Genomic DNA, 16,176 nt, shown 5'->3' with positions numbered 1-16,176 from the left:
ATGGACGGAAAGCTAATAATATTTTCCGCACCTTCAGGTTCGGGAAAATCTACTATCATAAATTATCTGCTGGAACAGGGACTTAACCTTAAGTTCTCAATCTCAGCAACCAGCCGCGCTCCTCGTGGAGAAGAAAAAGATGGTGTGGAATATTATTTCCTCAGTCCTGAAGATTTCCGTAAACGCATTGCTGCCGGAGATTTTCTGGAATACGAAGAAGTATATACAGACAAGTTTTACGGAACGCTTAAAAGCGAAGTTGAAAGAATATTTAAGGAAGGCAACAATGTTATCTTTGATGTTGACGTAGTTGGCGGATGCAACATAAAGAAATACTACGGAAACAGAGCTTTATCCGTATTTATCCAGCCGCCATCAGTTGAAGAATTACGTCGCAGACTAGTTGGCCGCAACACTGATAGTCCGGAGGTGATAGAAAGCAGACTTGCTAAAGCTGAATACGAACTAGGCTTCGCCAAACAGTTTGATGTTGTAATAGTCAATGATGACCTGGACAAAGCTAAAGAGGAAACATTGAGAACAGTCAGAAATTTCTTAGATAAATAAGGAACGTTCTAGCAAGGATTAAGTTTAATATAACAAAAACTGTTTTCGTCACAAGTGTGACTTAATAAGGTCACAGCTGTGACTTAATTAAACCACACTTGTGACCTAATCAAACCACATTTGTGGCGAAAACAGTTTCTGAATATTTAAATGTAAGATTTCTGATAATATAGAATAGTTTCCAAATCATCAGACGAAAAAACAAAAACAGCTTCCAATCATAATATAGCAACTTATCTAGAAATCATTCAAAATTACCATAATGATAAACCAGAAAGAAAAAGTTAGCAAAACTATTTTCATCACCAGCATTATCCTGGCTATTATTGCTATGTTTGCCGGAATTTTTGCTTTGTATAAGGAAGAATACATTATTGGAGGAGGAATGTTATTTGTATTAATATTGCAAATTCACAATATTATTTCATACAAAAGGCAAAATGGGAAGTAAGCGTATAAAAACCGGGATATATTCCGGTTCATTCAATCCTATTCATATAGGACATCTTGCTCTTGCAAATTGGTTATGCGAATACACCGATTTGGAAGAAGTATGGTTTATGGTTACGCCCCACAATCCACTAAAAGACAAGAGGAATCTACTGGATGACTCTATACGGCTTGAACTTGTAAGAATTGCTACTTCAGATTATCCTCATTTCCAAGTAAGCGATCTTGAGTTCACAATGCCACAGCCCTCCTACACATACGCAACACTTAGCGCACTGCGAAACAAATTTGAAGACAGGGAGTTCTGTCTTATAATGGGAGCTGACAACTGGCAGATTTTCGGACAATGGAAGAATCATGATAATATCATGAATGAATTTCCTATATATATATATCCCAGAAACGGATATAAAATTGTAATACCGGAAAACTGCAAGAATGCAAATGCTGTTCCTGCTCCTATCATCGAAATATCTTCAACCTTCATCAGAAACTCCATAAAAGCAGGTAAAGATATAAGGTTTTTCCTCCCGGAAAAAGTTGGAGAATATATCTCAAACAATAAACTTTATATAGAATAGTCGCACATTTATTAGTGATTGACCAACAAAACTGATAGCAAGACTGATAAAACTTGTTATATTGTCACTTTTTTTTTACTTTTGCCCCATATTATACAAAATAAGAACGCAATGAATCTATTAGAACTGAGCGAACAAGAAATAATAAGACGCAACAGCATGGAACAGTTGCGCCAAATGGGTATCGAGCCATATCCAGCAGCAGAGTACGAAACAAATGCATATTCTAAAGAAATAAAAGAATCTTTCAAAGACGATGCAGAGCCTCGTCAGGTATGCATTGCTGGCCGTATTATGAGTCGCCGCATTATGGGTAAAGCGTCATTCATGGAATTACAGGACTCTGAAGGAAGAATTCAGGTTTATATTTCACGTGACGATATTTGTCCGGACGAAAACAAAGACTTATACAATGTTGTATTCAAGAAATTGCTGGACATTGGTGACTTTGTCGGCATCAAAGGTTTTGTTTTCCGCACACAGATGGGTGAAATTTCTGTTCATGCACAGGAATTGACTGTTTTGGCTAAGTCTTTACGTCCGTTACCTATTGTTAAATACAAAGATGGCGTAGCATATGATGGTTTCAACGATGCTGAAATGCGTTATCGCCAGCGTTATGTGGACTTGGTTGTTAACGAAGGTGTAAAAGATATCTTCATCAAACGTACCAAGATTTTCAATTCAATGCGTAACTATTTTAATGAACATGGTTATACAGAAGTTGATACACCTGTACTACAAAGTATTCCTGGTGGTGCATCAGCCCGTCCGTTCATCACTCACCATAACGCATTGGACATTCCGTTGTATTTGAGAATTGCCAACGAGTTGTATTTGAAACGCCTTATCGTAGGCGGTTTTGAAGGCGTATATGAATTCAGCCGTAACTTCCGTAACGAAGGCATGGACCGTACGCACAACCCTGAATTTACTTGCATGGAAATTTATGTTTCCTACAAGGACTATAACTGGATGATGAACTTCACTGAAAGATTGCTTGAACGCATCTGTATGGATGTTCTTGGAACAACTGTTGTAAAATTCGGTGATAAGGAAATCAACTTCAAAGCTCCATATAAACGTATTTCCATGATTGACGCAATCAAGGAAAATACAGGCATCGACATCACAGGAATGAACGAAGACCAGCTTCGCGAAGTTTGTCATAAGCTTGGTGTTGAAGAAGACGAAACAATGGGTAAAGGTAAACTCATCGACGAAATCTTCGGTGCAAAATGTGAAGGTAATTACATTCAGCCGACATTCATCACTGACTATCCTATCGAGATGTCTCCTCTTACAAAGAAGCATCGTAACAATCCTGAACTTACAGAGCGTTTCGAACTTATGGTTTGCGGTAAGGAAATTGCAAATGCATATTCTGAGCTTAACGACCCGATTGACCAGCGCGAACGTTTCCAGGAACAGCTTCGTCTGTCAGAAAAGGGTGATGATGAAGCAATGTTCATCGACCAGGATTTCTTGAGAGCTTTGGAATATGGTATGCCTCCAACCAGCGGTATGGGTATTGGTATGGACCGTCTGACAATGTTCCTTACAGGTCAGGAAAGCATCCAGGAAGTTCTGTTCTTCCCACAAATGCGCCCTGAAAAGACAGTTAAGAAAGACTCTGCAGAAAAATATGTAGCTGTTGGAATAAATAAAGACTGGGTTCCGGCTTTGCAGAAAGCAGGATATTTGACTGTTGAATCTCTTAAGGAAGCCAATCCGAACAAAGTAAGACAGGAGCTTTGTGAAATCAATAAGAAATACAAGCTGGAACTTGAAAATCCTACAGCCGAAGATGTTGCAGGATGGATAGAGAATGCAGCAAAATAAAAGTCAGAGTATAATGAATTTGCCTGGTAAAATTGCAATAATGGGAGGTGGTAGCTGGGCTACCGCCTTAGCCAAAATTGTACTTTCTACTCAAGATAGTATCAATTGGTATATGCGCCGTACTGAACAGATCGAGGAGTTCAAGCAGTATGGCCATAATCCAAGCTACCTTTCTTCTGTAAAGTTCGACTTAAGCAAAATTAAATTCTATTCAGACATCAACGAGACTATTGATGACTCTGACACTTTGATATTTGCGACACCGTCGCCTTTCCTGAAACAACACCTTATGAAGGTAAAGACTTCGATGGAGGATAAATTCATCATTTCTGCCATAAAAGGTATTGTTCCGGATGAGAACATGTTGGTAGCAGACTATTTCGCAGAATATTACAATGTTCCTTTAAATCATATTGCAGTAATAGGCGGACCATGCCATGCAGAGGAAATTGCCTTGGAAAGATTGTCATACATAACACTTGGTTGTCCTGATATCGACAATGCTTATGCTTTTGCATCTGTTTTCAAGAACCAATATCTCAATAATTATTGCTGTAAGGATGTGACAGGCATTGAATATGCTTCTGTTTTAAAGAATGTCTATGCAATTGTAGCGGGCATTTGTCACGGCATGAAATATGGAGATAATTTCCTAGCCGTATTCATATGTAATGCAATTGAAGAAATGAGAAACTTCCTCAATGCAGTACATGGCTTGGAAAGAGACATCACTGATTCGGTATATCTTGGAGACTTACTGGTTACTGCCTATTCCCGTTTCAGCCGAAACAGAACATTCGGAACTATGATAGGAAAAGGATATTCTGTCAAGACGGCACAAGTGGAGATGGAAATGATTGCAGAAGGTTACTATGGAACCAAATGTATTCACGAAATCAACGAACAAAAATACAAAGTCAATATGCCAATATTGAATGCTTTGTATGCAATTCTATATGAAAGGAAATCTCCAACAACCGTTATCAGACAACTGACTGAAACATTTAAATAGAATAAGTATTTTAGATATTATAGGATGCGGTTCGGAACAGCAAAATCAAAAACAAGTTTTTTATTTTGCTCTCCGCTCACCTTTCACTATATTTGCAGAGACATACAAGCCCATTGTATGTCTCTGTACTTTTATAAGAAGAATATTTATGAAAAACATTACTTTAAACATCGAAAAAGCTTTAGGATTTGTTTCTAAAGACCAGGTTTTTGCTCAAGAAGCTAAAGCCAATGAGTGTATCGCCACTTTGCACAATGGAAATGGCGAAGGCAATGACTTCCTAGGATGGTTGCATTTGCCATCATCAATTACTGAAGAAGAATTGGCTGATATCGAAAATACAGCTAACCTACTTCGTTCAAAATGTGAAATTGTTGTAGCAATAGGTATTGGCGGAAGCTATCTTGGAACTAGAGCTGTAGTTGAAGCAATGAACAACAGCTTCGACTGGTTGCAGAAAGATCGCAAGAATCCTATCATGCTATATGCCGGCCACAATATTGGAGAAGATTATTTGCATGAATTGAGCGAAGTTTTGAAAGGTCGCCAGTTCGGTATTATCAATATATCTAAATCAGGAACAACAACAGAACCTGCTATTGCTTTCCGTATCTTGAAAAAACAATTGGAAGATTCTGTTGGAAAAGAAGAAGCTCGTCAGCGTATCGTAGCTATTACAGATGCTAAAAAAGGTGCGTTGCGTACATTAGCAACTCAGGAAGGTTACAAGACTTTTGTAATTCCAGATAATGTTGGTGGTCGTTTCTCTGTTCTTACTCCGGTTGGATTGTTACCAATTGCTGTTGCAGGTATTAGTATCCGTGAATTGATTTCAGGTGCTGTAGATATGGAAAAAGCTACTGGAGCTGATGTTCCTTTTGCTGAAAACTTGTCAGCTATCTATGCAGCTACAAGAAACGAATTATACAAGAGCGGTAAGAAAATTGAAATCTTGTGTAACTTCCATCCAAAATTGCATTACATTGCTGAATGGTGGAAACAGCTTTACGGAGAAAGCGAAGGAAAAGACAACAAAGGTATTTTCCCTACAGCTGTAGATTTGACTACAGACTTGCACTCTATGGGTCAGTGGATTCAGGAAGGTGAACGTTCAATATTCGAAACTGTAATTTCTGTTGAAAATCCAGTTTACAATGTTCAGGTTCCTCACGATGAAGAAAATCTTGATGGTTTGAACTTCCTTGCTGGTAAACGTGTTGATGAAGTAAACAAAATGGCAGAATTGGGAACTCAATTGGCTCACGTTGACGGTGGTGTTCCAAACATCAAAGTTACTATGCCGGAAGTTACTCCATACTATATCGGTCAGTTGTTCTACTTCTTTGAAAAAGCTTGCGGTATCAGCGGATATATGCTTGGTGTAAATCCATTCAACCAGCCGGGTGTTGAAGCATACAAGAAAAACATGTTTGCTTTGCTTAACAAACCTGGATACGAAAAAGAATCTGAAGCTATCAAGGCTAGATTATAATTCAGCCTGTTATATAGGACCGAACCCACAGTTTCGCGGGGCCGTATATATCAAAAAAATTATTACGGCCCCACACGGATGTGGGTTCGGTTCTGTTTTTCAAACATAATATAACTATCATTATGCCATAAACTCCGTATATCAAACCTCGGATATACAATCTATTACAAACATAATGACAAAAAAGTCCAAAAAGATTTGCTTTATAAAAAATAATCACTACCTTTGCACTCGCAATCAGGGATGATTGATACTACATCGCGGAGTGGAGCAGTGGTAGCTCGTTGGGCTCATAACCCAAAGGTCGTCTGTTCGAATCAGGCCTCCGCAACTCAGAAAGAGTCGTCATTATAATTCGGACGACTTTTTTTATACCTATTCAATTAACAAATTCTATTGCCAAATAATTAAAGAAGGTATCTGAAAAAGGATATCTTCTTTTTTTATATTACATTTGTGGTAATAAAATCAAATATTCAGACAGATTTCAAACATAGCTTATGCGCATAGATATTCTTACAGTCCTGCCGGAAATGATTGACGGAATGGTAAACTGCTCAATCCTGAAACGTGCACAAGACAAAGGTCTTGCTGAAATCCATCTACATAATTTAAGAGACTATACAACCAATAAATGGAGACGTGTGGATGATTATCCATTTGGCGGTGAAGCCGGTATGGTTATGCAAATTGAACCTATTGACCGTGCCATTTCCGAACTTAAAAGTCAAAGAGAATATGACGAAGTAATTTATACTTCCCCAGACGGAGAGACATTCAATCAGCCAATGGCAAACTCAATGTCTATGATGAATAACCTTATTATTCTATGCGGACATTACAAAGGTATAGATTATAGAATCAGAGAACATCTTATTACAAAGGAAATATCTGTGGGTGACTATGTACTTACAGGCGGAGAATTGGCAGCTGCTATAATCTCGGATGCCGTAATCAGACTAATACCTGGTGTAATCGGTGATGAGCAAAGTGCATTATCTGATTCTTTCCAGGATAATCTGCTGGCTCCTCCAGTTTATACTCGTCCCGCGGACTATAAAGGATGGAAGGTTCCGGAAGTTCTGCTCTCTGGTCATCAAAGAAAAATTGAAGAGTGGAGATTGCAGCAGGCACAGGAAAGAACTGCAAAACTTCGTCCGGACTTATTGAAATAATAGCAAACAATAACAGTTTATAATAAACCCGCCATTGGTATTTATGAAACCAATGGCGGGTTTTATTTTAGAGAAATAACGTATCCAGATATAGAAATCACACGAAAATATATTGTATAACATAAAAAACTGGCAAACTCTCTGAAAAGCTCGAAAAAAAATCTTTAATTTTGTGGCTCACTTATTAATAACATAATTTGTGTATTAATCATGTTTTTTGATAAAACTCATGATCAATATAAATAAGACAAAAGAAGAGTTATGGATAACATAGAAAAGAAAGAAACAAAAGAAATCAACAAGATGTCATTGCTGCTCGTTGCAGTTATAGTTTTGGTTTTAATTGTAGCCGGAGGTGGTTATTATATTTTCCATCAAAATGAACAGATGGAAGCAATGACACAGACATTCGACCTTGAAAAGGAAATGCTTGCCGACGAATTTAATGAACTATCATTACAATATGAAGGTTATAAGTTCAGTGTAAGTAACGACTCACTTGTTGCACTTCTATCTACTGAACAAGCAAAAGTTCAAAGATTGATGGAAGAACTTAGAACCGTAAAATCTACAAACGCAAAAGAAATAGCACGATTGAAAAAGGAATTGGCTACTTTGCGTAAAATTATGCGTAACTATGTTGTTCAAATTGACTCTTTGAACAGAGCTAATGAACAGTTGAAAGTTGAGAAAAACGAAGCCGTTCAAAAATACAAACAGGCTACATCAACTGCTGCTACTTTAAAGAAAGAAAAAGAAAAACTTACCGAACGTGTAACTTTAGCAAGCCGTCTTGATGCAACCTCAATAAGCGTTACACCTGTTAACTCGAGAGGTAAATTAGCAAAGAAAATCAGTAAAACTCAGCAGTTAGTACTGAACTTCAAGATATCAAAGAACATCACAGCTCCTGTTGGTGAAAAAGATATTTATGTCAGAATAATGAAACCGGATGATGACATTCTGGTAAAAAACAGAGGTAATGTATTCTCTTTCGAAGGTAAGGAAATTTCATATTCAATGAAGAAAATGATTGAATATGAAGGAGAAGAAGTTCCTGTTACTATGTATTGGGATGTTGAAGAATTCCTGTCACCGGGAACTTATCGAGTAGATATCTTTGCTGACGGTAACCTTATCGGACAGAAAAAGTTCACATTAAAAGACTAAAGGAAAATGCCGGAATCTCCTTTTTATCGCTTTCTGGAAGGAATTCCAGAACCTTTAAAACGTGATAAAGCTTTCATTGATGAGCTGGAAAGCCATTCTCATATTGTGAAAGTTAAGAAAGGAGAATATCTGCTCCGCACCGGCGAGCTTTGTACAGACGGTTATTTTATAAACAAAGGATTATTCGTAAATTTATATGTTGACGAGAAAGGGAATGAATGTGTGACAGGCTTTGCTGCCGAATGCGACATTCCTTTTCTTTCAGCAATAGGTTACTTCACAAAAGAGCCCTCCGAATTTGAGATAAAAGCCATTGAAGACGGCGAATTGCTTTGCTTTTCACGTGTACATATTGAAGACTTGTCTTTACGTTATCCATTATTTGCATCCTATTATCAGAATGTGATGCTTACGCTTATCTCCAAATTGTACACGTTGTTTGCAATCCGCCAGTCATGCAAGGCAGAGGAATTCATACGCTATATGTATGATAATCAAAAATGGCTTATCAGCCGTGTTCCTGACAAATATATAGCGCAATATATTGGAATAACTACTTCTTGGTATTGCAAGCTGAAAAAGCGTTTATTCCGCTGATTATATTATCCCATTCTGCAGCCAAAGTTTTCATATCAGGGAACAACAGGTGTGCTCCAGCTTCAAGCAGAACTTCATCTTTCAATGGACCGGTATTTACTGCTATGGTGAATATTCCGGCATCAACCCCGGCTTTTACACCCATTGGTGCGTTTTCCACTACAAACGCTTCATTAGCCTTTACTCCTGCCCTTTGCAATCCGATAAGATATGGTTCAGGATTTGGTTTTCCGTATTTCACATCATATGCAGTTATTATCTTCTCTTTGGTAAACATTCCGGGATAAGTATGTTCCAGTTTATCAATCAAGCTCATTTGTCCAGAGCCTGTGACAACAAGTCGCTGCATATTGCAGGATTTAACCTTTTCCAGAACTTCTGTAGTTCCCGGCATAGCTTCTCCATCATTATAGGCTCTGAATTTAGCAGCCTTCTTTTCGTATATACTATGCTTTTCTTCTTCCGTAGCTTCCCTACCGAATGTTTTCATAAATAGTTCGTTTATGGTACTGGCTCCGGTTCTTCCCTCATACAGATAAAAATCATACTCATCTGCTTCCAGATTATATTCTTCTGCAATTTCCTTCCATGAACGCGCATGGAATTTCATAGAATCATAAAGAACACCGTCCATATCAAACAGAACAGCTTTCGGATTTATCTCTGTTTGATTGTTCTCTTTCAAATACCTCGATATAGCTTCTTCTATCATATATATTATTTACTTTGGTTATGCAAACTCGTCTTCTTGTTTACCAGTTAACAAGAAAACAAGTTGACAAGCTATTCAGACATTTATATTTACGTCCGTTTTCCTACCTTGTCAACTTGCATCTGAAAACTTATAAACATTAAAATCAAATACGTTCAAGAACCTTGACTATTAATTCAGACAATGAATCTTTATAAGACGTATTCATGTTCTTTTCAACCCTGCCTGCTATAATGCAACACACAGTCATAGCTCTATGTCCCATAAGCGCTGCAAGTCCGGCAAGCGAAGAACTTTCCATCTCAAAATTAGTTATCTTCTGATTCTTATATTCGAACTTCTGAATCTTGCTGTTCAAATCTGGGTCGGCAAGAGGAAGTCTGATTTTCCTTCCCTGCGGACCATAAAATCCGTTTGCGGCAATAGTCACACCTCTGAGTATATCATCTTTGGTGATTTGCTCTATCAGAGACTTATCAGCCGGAACCACATAAGGACGTAATCCTTCTATTTTCCATTCAAGCTGACGTTCCAGTTCTTTTTCCATTTCCAAATCACGGACTTTATCTGTATTGCCATAGAAATATATAACACCATCAAAACCTATTGATTTCTCTGCTGCCACATATGTTCCCACCGGAGTTTCATGCTGGAGGCCGCCACTCGTACCGATTCTCACCAATGTCAATTGTTTTATCTCATCCTTTATTGTTCTTGTAGCAAAATCAACATTTGCCAAAGCATCAAGTTCTGTCAGAACAATATCAATATTGTCCGTACCGATACCATGAGAAACAACAGTTATTCTTTTTCCCTTATACTTTCCAGTTATAGTATGAAATTCTCTGCTTTGGATATCGCATTCGATATTATCAAAATAAGTCGCTATGATAGACACACGTTCCGGGTCACCAACAAGGACAACTTTTTCAGCCAGCTGTTCCGGCTTGATATGCAAATGAAAAATACTTCCATCTGCATTTATTATTAATTCTGAAGAAGGAATTGGATTCATATTCTATTGGATTTTTTATAAAATCACCGGAACTGATTTAAATCATCAACTCCGGTGTTTTAAAACTATTGTCAACTCGTTTTCTTGTCAACTAGTCAACTGAAACTTATTTAATTGTCTTATTTTGCGAAGCAGAAGGTTTTGCAATTGCTTCCCTCATAGATGTATCAGCTTCGATATTTTTCATCTTATAATAATCCATAACACCTAGATTGCCGGTACGGAAAGCCTCTGCCATTGCCTTAGGAACTTCAGCTTCTGCCTCGATAACTTTGGCACGTGCTTCCTGAGCTTTTGCTTTCATTTCCTGTTCAAGGGCAACAGCCATTGCACGGCGTTCCTCAGCCTTAGCCTGAGCAATATTCTTATCTGCCTGAGCCTGGTCCATTTGCAAATATGCACCGATATTCTTTCCTATATCAATATCGGCAATATCAATTGACAAGATTTCAAAAGCAGTTCCGGCATCCAAGCCTTTCTTCAATACTAATTTTGAAATAGAATCCGGATTCTCCAACACTGTCTTATGGCTGTCTGATGAACCGATTGAAGAAACAATACCTTCACCAACACGTGCAAGAATAGTTTCCTCTCCTGCTCCACCAACCAGCTGCTTGATATTGGCACGGACTGTCACCCTCGCTTTAGCAATCAACTGAATACCGTCTTTTGCAACAGCAGTTACCGGAGGAGTATTTATAACCTTTGGATTAACCGACATTTGCACAGCTTCAAACACATCTCTACCAGCCAAGTCAATTGCCGTTGCCATCTGGAACGAAAGGTCAATATTTGCCTTAGACGCAGAAACAAGAGCATGCACAACCTTTTCCACATGTCCGCCGGCAAGATAGTGAGCTTCAAGTTCATCTCTTGTAAGATTTCTCAAACCTGCTTTATGTGCTTCAATCATTGCCTGAGTAATTACGTATGGAGGAACTTTTCGTATTCTCATCAGGAACAATTGCAATAACGAAATGTTCACCCCGGAAACTTTTGCCGATATCCATAAAAGGAAAGGCACATAATAAAGGAAAACCATCAAAAGCAGAATGGCAATCCCTAGCATAACCAACGGAGCTGAAGTTGTGATTTCCATATGTTTTAGTTTTAAATGAATAATTTATTTACTGAATACTATTTTCCGTTTCTTCCGCCTGTTCATCTGTGATGACCCAGATATAATTGTCCTCAATCCTGGTTACAAGAACAGGTGTGTTCTCATCAATCCATCCGTTTTCCGCTTTTACTTCAACAATTGTTCTATTGAATCTAGCCTTACCAACAGACGCAAGTCTGGAAACAGTGACACCTTTTTCCCCTACACTTATGCCTTGTTCCAGATTTGATGTAACCTTTGAACTTATGTCTGCATTCAATTCCATAATCTTAAATGAACGTGAACGCACGAAAAACCAGAAAACAGCTACAAATCCTATAATTGAACTCAAAACTGTAATATGTCCTATTGTCATATCCAAACTATAGGCATACCAAATACCACCGCCAGCACACAAGGCCCCGGCAATACCTGCCAAAGTTATTCCCGGAATAAAGAACACTTCTGCTATCAAAAGAATAATAGCAGCCAACATACATATTACGATAATAGTAATTTCGGATAACATAAGCTATAATCAATTGTGCTACGGCATTGCAAAAATTTATTATACAACGCCGCACAAGTTATTTTCTCTTTAATTTCGGAGCCTCAGCATTTCGTGCATTCTTCTCCAATTCTGCAGGCTGGTCAGCCAATTCCAGCAATTTGTTTTCTGCCTGAAGAATCTTATCTTTCATCTGCTCCTTTTTGGCAGTATTCTTTGTAGAAGAATATTCCTGTCTCATTTTCTGAAGCTGCATCTCAGTCTTTTCAATCTGCTGTCTGATATCTGTTGCCTGCTTATAAAAGTTTCTTGCTTCAGGAGATTTGAAGTCCTCCCATTTATAATACATTGTATTTGGAGATACAGCAAACTCAAAGTCATGATCTTTCTTCTGTGGTCCGTAAGGTATCACCTCATGAGCCAAAGCCACTAATTCGGAATAATCCTTTCCTGCCTCCCATGTTGTCTTGATTGAAGACAGAGAAGCCCAAGCCTGTTTCAACGAAGCATCTTCCGTATTCACCCTTTCATGGTTTTCATTCGGTATAAACAGATATACACAAGCCTTTCCTTCCGGCTGGAAGCGGTCAGATACAAACCAGCCCAACTGCTTAACCTCATCAATAACCATCATATAATCATTATATGGAGAATTAAAAGGCATTCCCAATTGCTCCGGAGCCAGATATGTATCTGTATTCATATTATAGCGGGTAACAAACAAATCATATCCGCCCAAAGAGCCATTACCCTTTGACGAATAATAAATAGTCACTCCGTCAGACAATACGAACGGATAATTATCATCCTCCTGACTGTTTATATTCATAGGCAACTGCTTCTCGTCAGACCATTTGTCCATCAGCAAAGACTGAGTAAACAGACAAAAATGATTTTCTGCTGTTTGCTTTCCATAATATGCCTTATTTCCTTTCTGATTTACAAACACTACAGAATTTTCATTTCCTGAAGATGAAAACATATCGTCAGAATAAACAAGCGAGCCACACTCCTCACTCAAAGTATAAGCCTGAAGTATATCGCTTTTATCAACAACGATACTGTCAATCACATGAACAGCCTCAACTTTATCCATCATGCGGGCAGCATTCTCCAACTCGTCGAGTCGAAGCTCTGCCTCTTCAGTATCTCTTTTCTTTTTTGTAAGCCAGTCAATATATTCTTCATACATTTCAACGGCTTTATCATATCGAAAAGTCTTGAAATACAACTCACCCATATATTTAAATCCGTCTATCACCTTGCGCTTCACAGAAACAGACAAATATTTCTCAGCATTTTCTATATCGCCGGTTTCCAGACAACATACACCATACCAATGATTATATGATGCATTTCCAGGAGATTGTTTTACAAACTTCTCAAATGCAGGTTTAGCTTCAGCATATTTTCCTTCGTTATACAAAGCCTTGGCTTCATTAAGTGTCTGTGCTTGCATTGAGCCGCAAATACAAGTTGCAGCAAATGCCATTATCCATTTGTCAAATGAAATTCTCATTCTAACTTTTATTCGTAATTAAATTATTAACTCATTATCAGATATACGTTCGTTTTTCAGACAATCTCAGACATAAAAGTGCGGAAAGTCCAAAATGAACAAAAGCTTTCTATTCTAATTTCAAAAATACTCTTTTCTCTTGAATTAAGAATAACATAAAATAGAATATTTTTCAATCTTGTTTTTGACATGCGCTTTGATAGTAGTAATTTTGCACCCGCAAATATGCGACACCTTTCAGATGCTGGTTTCTGAACAGGTCTTAAATAAAAGATAATAAGGCAGAAGATTGATTTATGGCAAAACTCACTGAAGAAGAAATGCTCTTTCGAAAAGTGGAAGACAAAGTCAGAAAAGCAATAAGGGATTATAGTCTGATTAACGACGGAGACAAAATTCTCATCGGTCTTTCCGGAGGAAAAGATTCCCTGGCTTTGGTTGATTTACTCGGACGCAGGTCGAAAGTGTTCAGTCCGCGTTTCCAGATAATTGTGGCACACATAGTAATGAAGAATATTCCTTACAGCTCTGATTTGGAATATCTGAAAAGTTGTGCTGCCGAACACGACATTCCTTTCATTCTGCATGAAACGGAATTCGATGCCTCGACCGACAAACGCAAATCGCCATGTTTCCTCTGCTCATGGACAAGACGAAAAGCTTTGTTCGACATTGCAAAAAGAGAAGGATGCAACAAAATTGCTCTCGGTCATCATCAGGACGACATTCTGGAAACTCTTCTGATGAACATTACTTTCCAAGGAGCGTTTGGCGCAATGCCACCAAAGCTGAAAATGTCCAAATTCGATATGGAGATTATCCGCCCGATGTGCCTGATCGAAGAAAAGGAATTATTGAGAATTGCCGAATGGAAAGGCTACAGAAAGCAGATTAAGAACTGCCCGTATGAATCAGGCTCGAGCCGTAAAGATATGAAAGCTGTTCTTGCTTCTTTGGAATCTCTCAATCCCGAAGCCCGATACAGTCTGTGGGCAAGCATGACGAATGTACAGAATGAATATTTGCCTTCGAAGCCTAAGAAATAATATCATTGAAGTTTCGTAAGCTCAACATTCAGTTAACGAGTTAACAAGAAAACCAGTTAACAAGAACTTTCAGATAATTAAGAGCAAAGTAATAAATATTTTACCTTGTCAACTTGTCTCTGAAAACCTTGTCAACTTTAAATACAAACTTAAATATTAAAATAAAATGCAAGGAATTTACAGTATTTTGCTTCTTATCGTATCAAACATTTTCATGACATTTGCATGGTACGGACACTTGAAGTTGCAGGAAATGAAAGTCATCAACAATTGGCCGCTCTATGCAGTTGTTCTTTTCTCGTGGGTTATTGCTTTGGCGGAATATTCATGCCAGGTGCCGGCAAACAGAATCGGTTTCCAGGGAAATGGCGGACCATTCACACTGATGCAGCTTAAGGTTATTCAGGAAGTTATCACTTTGATTATTTTCACAGTGTTCACAACTGTCCTTTTCAAGGGCGAATCATTGCATTGGAATCACCTGGCAGCTTTCGTATGCCTTGTAGCAGCTGTTTATTTTGTTTTTATGAAATAAACTTCATTACCCAGAATTGTTAAACTTAAAATCACAATACCATGAAAAGTGTTATTTCCATTTTGGCAATGCTGCTTGTTGTTGCCACTTCTTTTGGAAAAACTTCCGACAACATAAATCTGAACATTGTGTTTGTCGGCAACAGCATAACTTATGGTGCCGGTCTGGAAAATCCGACACGCGAAGCTCCACCTGTTAAGGCTGCGATTTATCTTACCGGACAACCTTTCATCGGCTCAGTAAAATATTCCAACCAAGGTGTGAGCGGCAGTACAACTGTGGATTTCCTTCCGGAAACAAACACATTGTTTCCAAAAGTAAAGGCTGCAGCCGATAAATTCAAAGATGAAGATTGGGCAACTCTTGTATTCTCGATAATGCTTGGAACTAACGACAGCGCTATCCGAGGTACAAACGGCTGTCCGGTTTCTCCGGAACAGTATCAGAAAAATATGAGAACCATCATCGACAAACTGATTGAACTTTATCCCGGTTGCAAAATTGTAGTTCACCGCCCACTTTGGTACAGTCCGAACACACACAATGCTTCTGAATATTTACAGGAAGGTCTGGACCGACTGCAAACATATTATCCGGAAATCAAGAAACTGGTAAAACATTATAGCTCCGTGAAAAAAGGCTGTGTTTATCTTGGAGATACCGACGGCTTTGACTATTTCCGCAAAAATCATAAAGATGCTTTCCAGGCTGAGAACGGAAACAGCGGAGTGTTTTATCTCCATCCAAACAAAGAAGGAGCTTCTTATTTGGGGAAATTATGGGGAAAAGCGATTTATAAAATAACAGAAACAAGGTGACAAGTTAACGAGGGAACAAGGATATAAACCTTGTCAAC

Annotated in this window: 17 protein-coding genes and 1 tRNA gene; 13 read left to right on the top strand and 5 right to left on the bottom strand. The window is 38.3% G+C overall.

Annotated features, from left to right (window positions below):
* From gmk to ACYIAR_RS13505, 10 genes are all read left to right on the top strand, one after another.
* Window positions 1-567, top strand: coding sequence for a guanylate kinase (gmk, locus tag ACYIAR_RS13550; protein ID WP_480330232.1), 567 nt, complete (start codon window positions 1-3; stop codon window positions 565-567).
* 262 nt (window positions 568-829) lie between these two features.
* Window positions 830-1,018, top strand: a complete 189-nt coding sequence (locus ACYIAR_RS13545; protein ID WP_480330230.1) for a hypothetical protein — start codon at window positions 830-832, stop codon at window positions 1,016-1,018.
* Complete coding sequence (gene nadD, locus ACYIAR_RS13540) at window positions 1,008-1,598, top strand: nicotinate (nicotinamide) nucleotide adenylyltransferase (RefSeq protein ID WP_480330228.1); 591 nt, start codon at window positions 1,008-1,010, stop codon at window positions 1,596-1,598. The genes ACYIAR_RS13545 and nadD overlap by 11 nt, the downstream gene beginning before the upstream one ends.
* Before the next feature lie 111 nt (window positions 1,599-1,709).
* Window positions 1,710-3,440, top strand: a complete 1,731-nt coding sequence (gene lysS, locus ACYIAR_RS13535) for a lysine--tRNA ligase (RefSeq protein ID WP_480330226.1) — start codon at window positions 1,710-1,712, stop codon at window positions 3,438-3,440.
* Window positions 3,441-3,453: 13 nt separating this feature from the next.
* Window positions 3,454-4,452 (top strand): NAD(P)H-dependent glycerol-3-phosphate dehydrogenase, encoded by a 999-nt coding sequence (locus ACYIAR_RS13530; RefSeq protein WP_480333661.1) that lies wholly within the window; start codon window positions 3,454-3,456, stop codon window positions 4,450-4,452.
* A gap of 148 nt (window positions 4,453-4,600) precedes the next feature.
* A complete protein-coding gene (locus ACYIAR_RS13525; RefSeq protein WP_480330224.1) occupies window positions 4,601-5,944 on the top strand; it encodes a glucose-6-phosphate isomerase in 1,344 nt (447 codons plus the stop codon).
* Between the two features lie 259 nt (window positions 5,945-6,203).
* A tRNA-Met gene (locus ACYIAR_RS13520) sits at window positions 6,204-6,275 on the top strand.
* Between the two features lie 169 nt (window positions 6,276-6,444).
* Window positions 6,445-7,119 carry a tRNA (guanosine(37)-N1)-methyltransferase TrmD gene (gene trmD, locus ACYIAR_RS13515; RefSeq protein ID WP_480330222.1) on the top strand — a complete coding sequence of 225 codons (675 nt, stop codon included), beginning with the start codon at window positions 6,445-6,447 and terminating at the stop codon, window positions 7,117-7,119.
* 261 nt (window positions 7,120-7,380) lie between these two features.
* The gene (locus ACYIAR_RS13510; protein WP_480330220.1) at window positions 7,381-8,289 is read left to right on the top strand and encodes a hypothetical protein; all 909 of its coding nucleotides are present in this window, start codon (window positions 7,381-7,383) and stop codon (window positions 8,287-8,289) included.
* Window positions 8,290-8,295: 6 nt separating this feature from the next.
* Entirely contained in the window at window positions 8,296-8,886 is a 591-nt protein-coding gene (locus ACYIAR_RS13505) for a Crp/Fnr family transcriptional regulator (protein ID WP_480330218.1), read from the top strand.
* Here the strand turns inward: ACYIAR_RS13505 and ACYIAR_RS13500 are convergent.
* The 5 genes from ACYIAR_RS13500 to ACYIAR_RS13480 all read right to left on the bottom strand — a co-directional run bounded on the left by ACYIAR_RS13500 (window position 8,843) and on the right by ACYIAR_RS13480 (window position 13,739).
* Window positions 8,843-9,598 (bottom strand): inorganic diphosphatase, encoded by a 756-nt coding sequence (locus tag ACYIAR_RS13500; protein WP_480330216.1) that lies wholly within the window; start codon window positions 9,596-9,598, stop codon window positions 8,843-8,845. The genes ACYIAR_RS13505 and ACYIAR_RS13500 overlap by 44 nt on opposite strands.
* A 145-nt stretch (window positions 9,599-9,743) precedes the next feature.
* Window positions 9,744-10,613 carry a nucleoside phosphorylase gene (locus ACYIAR_RS13495; protein WP_480330214.1) on the bottom strand — a complete coding sequence of 290 codons (870 nt, stop codon included), beginning with the start codon at window positions 10,611-10,613 and terminating at the stop codon, window positions 9,744-9,746.
* A gap of 106 nt (window positions 10,614-10,719) precedes the next feature.
* Window positions 10,720-11,712, bottom strand: coding sequence for a flotillin-like protein FloA (floA, locus tag ACYIAR_RS13490; RefSeq protein ID WP_480330212.1), 993 nt, complete (start codon window positions 11,710-11,712; stop codon window positions 10,720-10,722).
* 28 nt (window positions 11,713-11,740) lie between these two features.
* The gene (locus tag ACYIAR_RS13485) at window positions 11,741-12,241 is read right to left on the bottom strand and encodes an NfeD family protein (protein ID WP_480330210.1); all 501 of its coding nucleotides are present in this window, start codon (window positions 12,239-12,241) and stop codon (window positions 11,741-11,743) included.
* Between the two features lie 58 nt (window positions 12,242-12,299).
* Window positions 12,300-13,739, bottom strand: coding sequence for a tetratricopeptide repeat protein (locus ACYIAR_RS13480; protein ID WP_480330208.1), 1,440 nt, complete (start codon window positions 13,737-13,739; stop codon window positions 12,300-12,302).
* Window positions 13,740-14,035: 296 nt separating this feature from the next.
* On the opposite strand from ACYIAR_RS13480, the gene ACYIAR_RS13475 reads away from it, so the two are divergent.
* The 3 genes from ACYIAR_RS13475 to ACYIAR_RS13465 all read left to right on the top strand — a co-directional run bounded on the left by ACYIAR_RS13475 (window position 14,036) and on the right by ACYIAR_RS13465 (window position 16,138).
* On the top strand, window positions 14,036-14,785 hold the full coding sequence (locus tag ACYIAR_RS13475; protein WP_480330206.1) for a PP-loop family protein: 750 nt from the start codon (window positions 14,036-14,038) through the stop codon (window positions 14,783-14,785).
* A gap of 166 nt (window positions 14,786-14,951) precedes the next feature.
* On the top strand, window positions 14,952-15,320 hold the full coding sequence (locus tag ACYIAR_RS13470; protein WP_480330204.1) for a DMT family protein: 369 nt from the start codon (window positions 14,952-14,954) through the stop codon (window positions 15,318-15,320).
* A gap of 41 nt (window positions 15,321-15,361) precedes the next feature.
* Window positions 15,362-16,138 (top strand): GDSL-type esterase/lipase family protein, encoded by a 777-nt coding sequence (locus tag ACYIAR_RS13465; protein WP_480330202.1) that lies wholly within the window; start codon window positions 15,362-15,364, stop codon window positions 16,136-16,138.
* Window positions 16,139-16,176: the final 38 nt, after the last annotated feature.

The organism is Parabacteroides sp. KHUB-01 (genome assembly GCF_056640935.1).
The sequence above is the reverse complement of the archived record's forward strand: the minus strand, read 5'-3'. Positions and strand labels throughout refer to the sequence as shown.

What these genes read in the sequence shown, in the direction of transcription:
- ACYIAR_RS13485 (WP_480330210.1), bottom strand. Translation starts at nt 12,241, where the DNA reads ATGTTATCCGAAATTACTATTATCGTAATATGTATGTTGGCTGCTATT.
- ACYIAR_RS13470 (WP_480330204.1), top strand. Translation starts at nt 14,952, where the DNA reads ATGCAAGGAATTTACAGTATTTTGCTTCTTATCGTATCAAACATTTTC.
- ACYIAR_RS13475 (WP_480330206.1), top strand. Translation starts at nt 14,036, where the DNA reads ATGGCAAAACTCACTGAAGAAGAAATGCTCTTTCGAAAAGTGGAAGAC.
- ACYIAR_RS13500 (WP_480330216.1), bottom strand. Translation starts at nt 9,598, where the DNA reads ATGATAGAAGAAGCTATATCGAGGTATTTGAAAGAGAACAATCAAACA.
- ACYIAR_RS13480 (WP_480330208.1), bottom strand. Translation starts at nt 13,739, where the DNA reads ATGAGAATTTCATTTGACAAATGGATAATGGCATTTGCTGCAACTTGT.
- nadD (WP_480330228.1), top strand. Translation starts at nt 1,008, where the DNA reads ATGGGAAGTAAGCGTATAAAAACCGGGATATATTCCGGTTCATTCAAT.
- lysS (WP_480330226.1), top strand. Translation starts at nt 1,710, where the DNA reads ATGAATCTATTAGAACTGAGCGAACAAGAAATAATAAGACGCAACAGC.
- ACYIAR_RS13545 (WP_480330230.1), top strand. Translation starts at nt 830, where the DNA reads ATGATAAACCAGAAAGAAAAAGTTAGCAAAACTATTTTCATCACCAGC.
- ACYIAR_RS13510 (WP_480330220.1), top strand. Translation starts at nt 7,381, where the DNA reads ATGGATAACATAGAAAAGAAAGAAACAAAAGAAATCAACAAGATGTCA.
- ACYIAR_RS13465 (WP_480330202.1), top strand. Translation starts at nt 15,362, where the DNA reads ATGAAAAGTGTTATTTCCATTTTGGCAATGCTGCTTGTTGTTGCCACT.
- ACYIAR_RS13530 (WP_480333661.1), top strand. Translation starts at nt 3,454, where the DNA reads ATGAATTTGCCTGGTAAAATTGCAATAATGGGAGGTGGTAGCTGGGCT.
- ACYIAR_RS13495 (WP_480330214.1), bottom strand. Translation starts at nt 10,613, where the DNA reads ATGAATCCAATTCCTTCTTCAGAATTAATAATAAATGCAGATGGAAGT.
- trmD (WP_480330222.1), top strand. Translation starts at nt 6,445, where the DNA reads ATGCGCATAGATATTCTTACAGTCCTGCCGGAAATGATTGACGGAATG.
- floA (WP_480330212.1), bottom strand. Translation starts at nt 11,712, where the DNA reads ATGGAAATCACAACTTCAGCTCCGTTGGTTATGCTAGGGATTGCCATT.
- ACYIAR_RS13525 (WP_480330224.1), top strand. Translation starts at nt 4,601, where the DNA reads ATGAAAAACATTACTTTAAACATCGAAAAAGCTTTAGGATTTGTTTCT.
- ACYIAR_RS13505 (WP_480330218.1), top strand. Translation starts at nt 8,296, where the DNA reads ATGCCGGAATCTCCTTTTTATCGCTTTCTGGAAGGAATTCCAGAACCT.
- gmk (WP_480330232.1), top strand. Translation starts at nt 1, where the DNA reads ATGGACGGAAAGCTAATAATATTTTCCGCACCTTCAGGTTCGGGAAAA.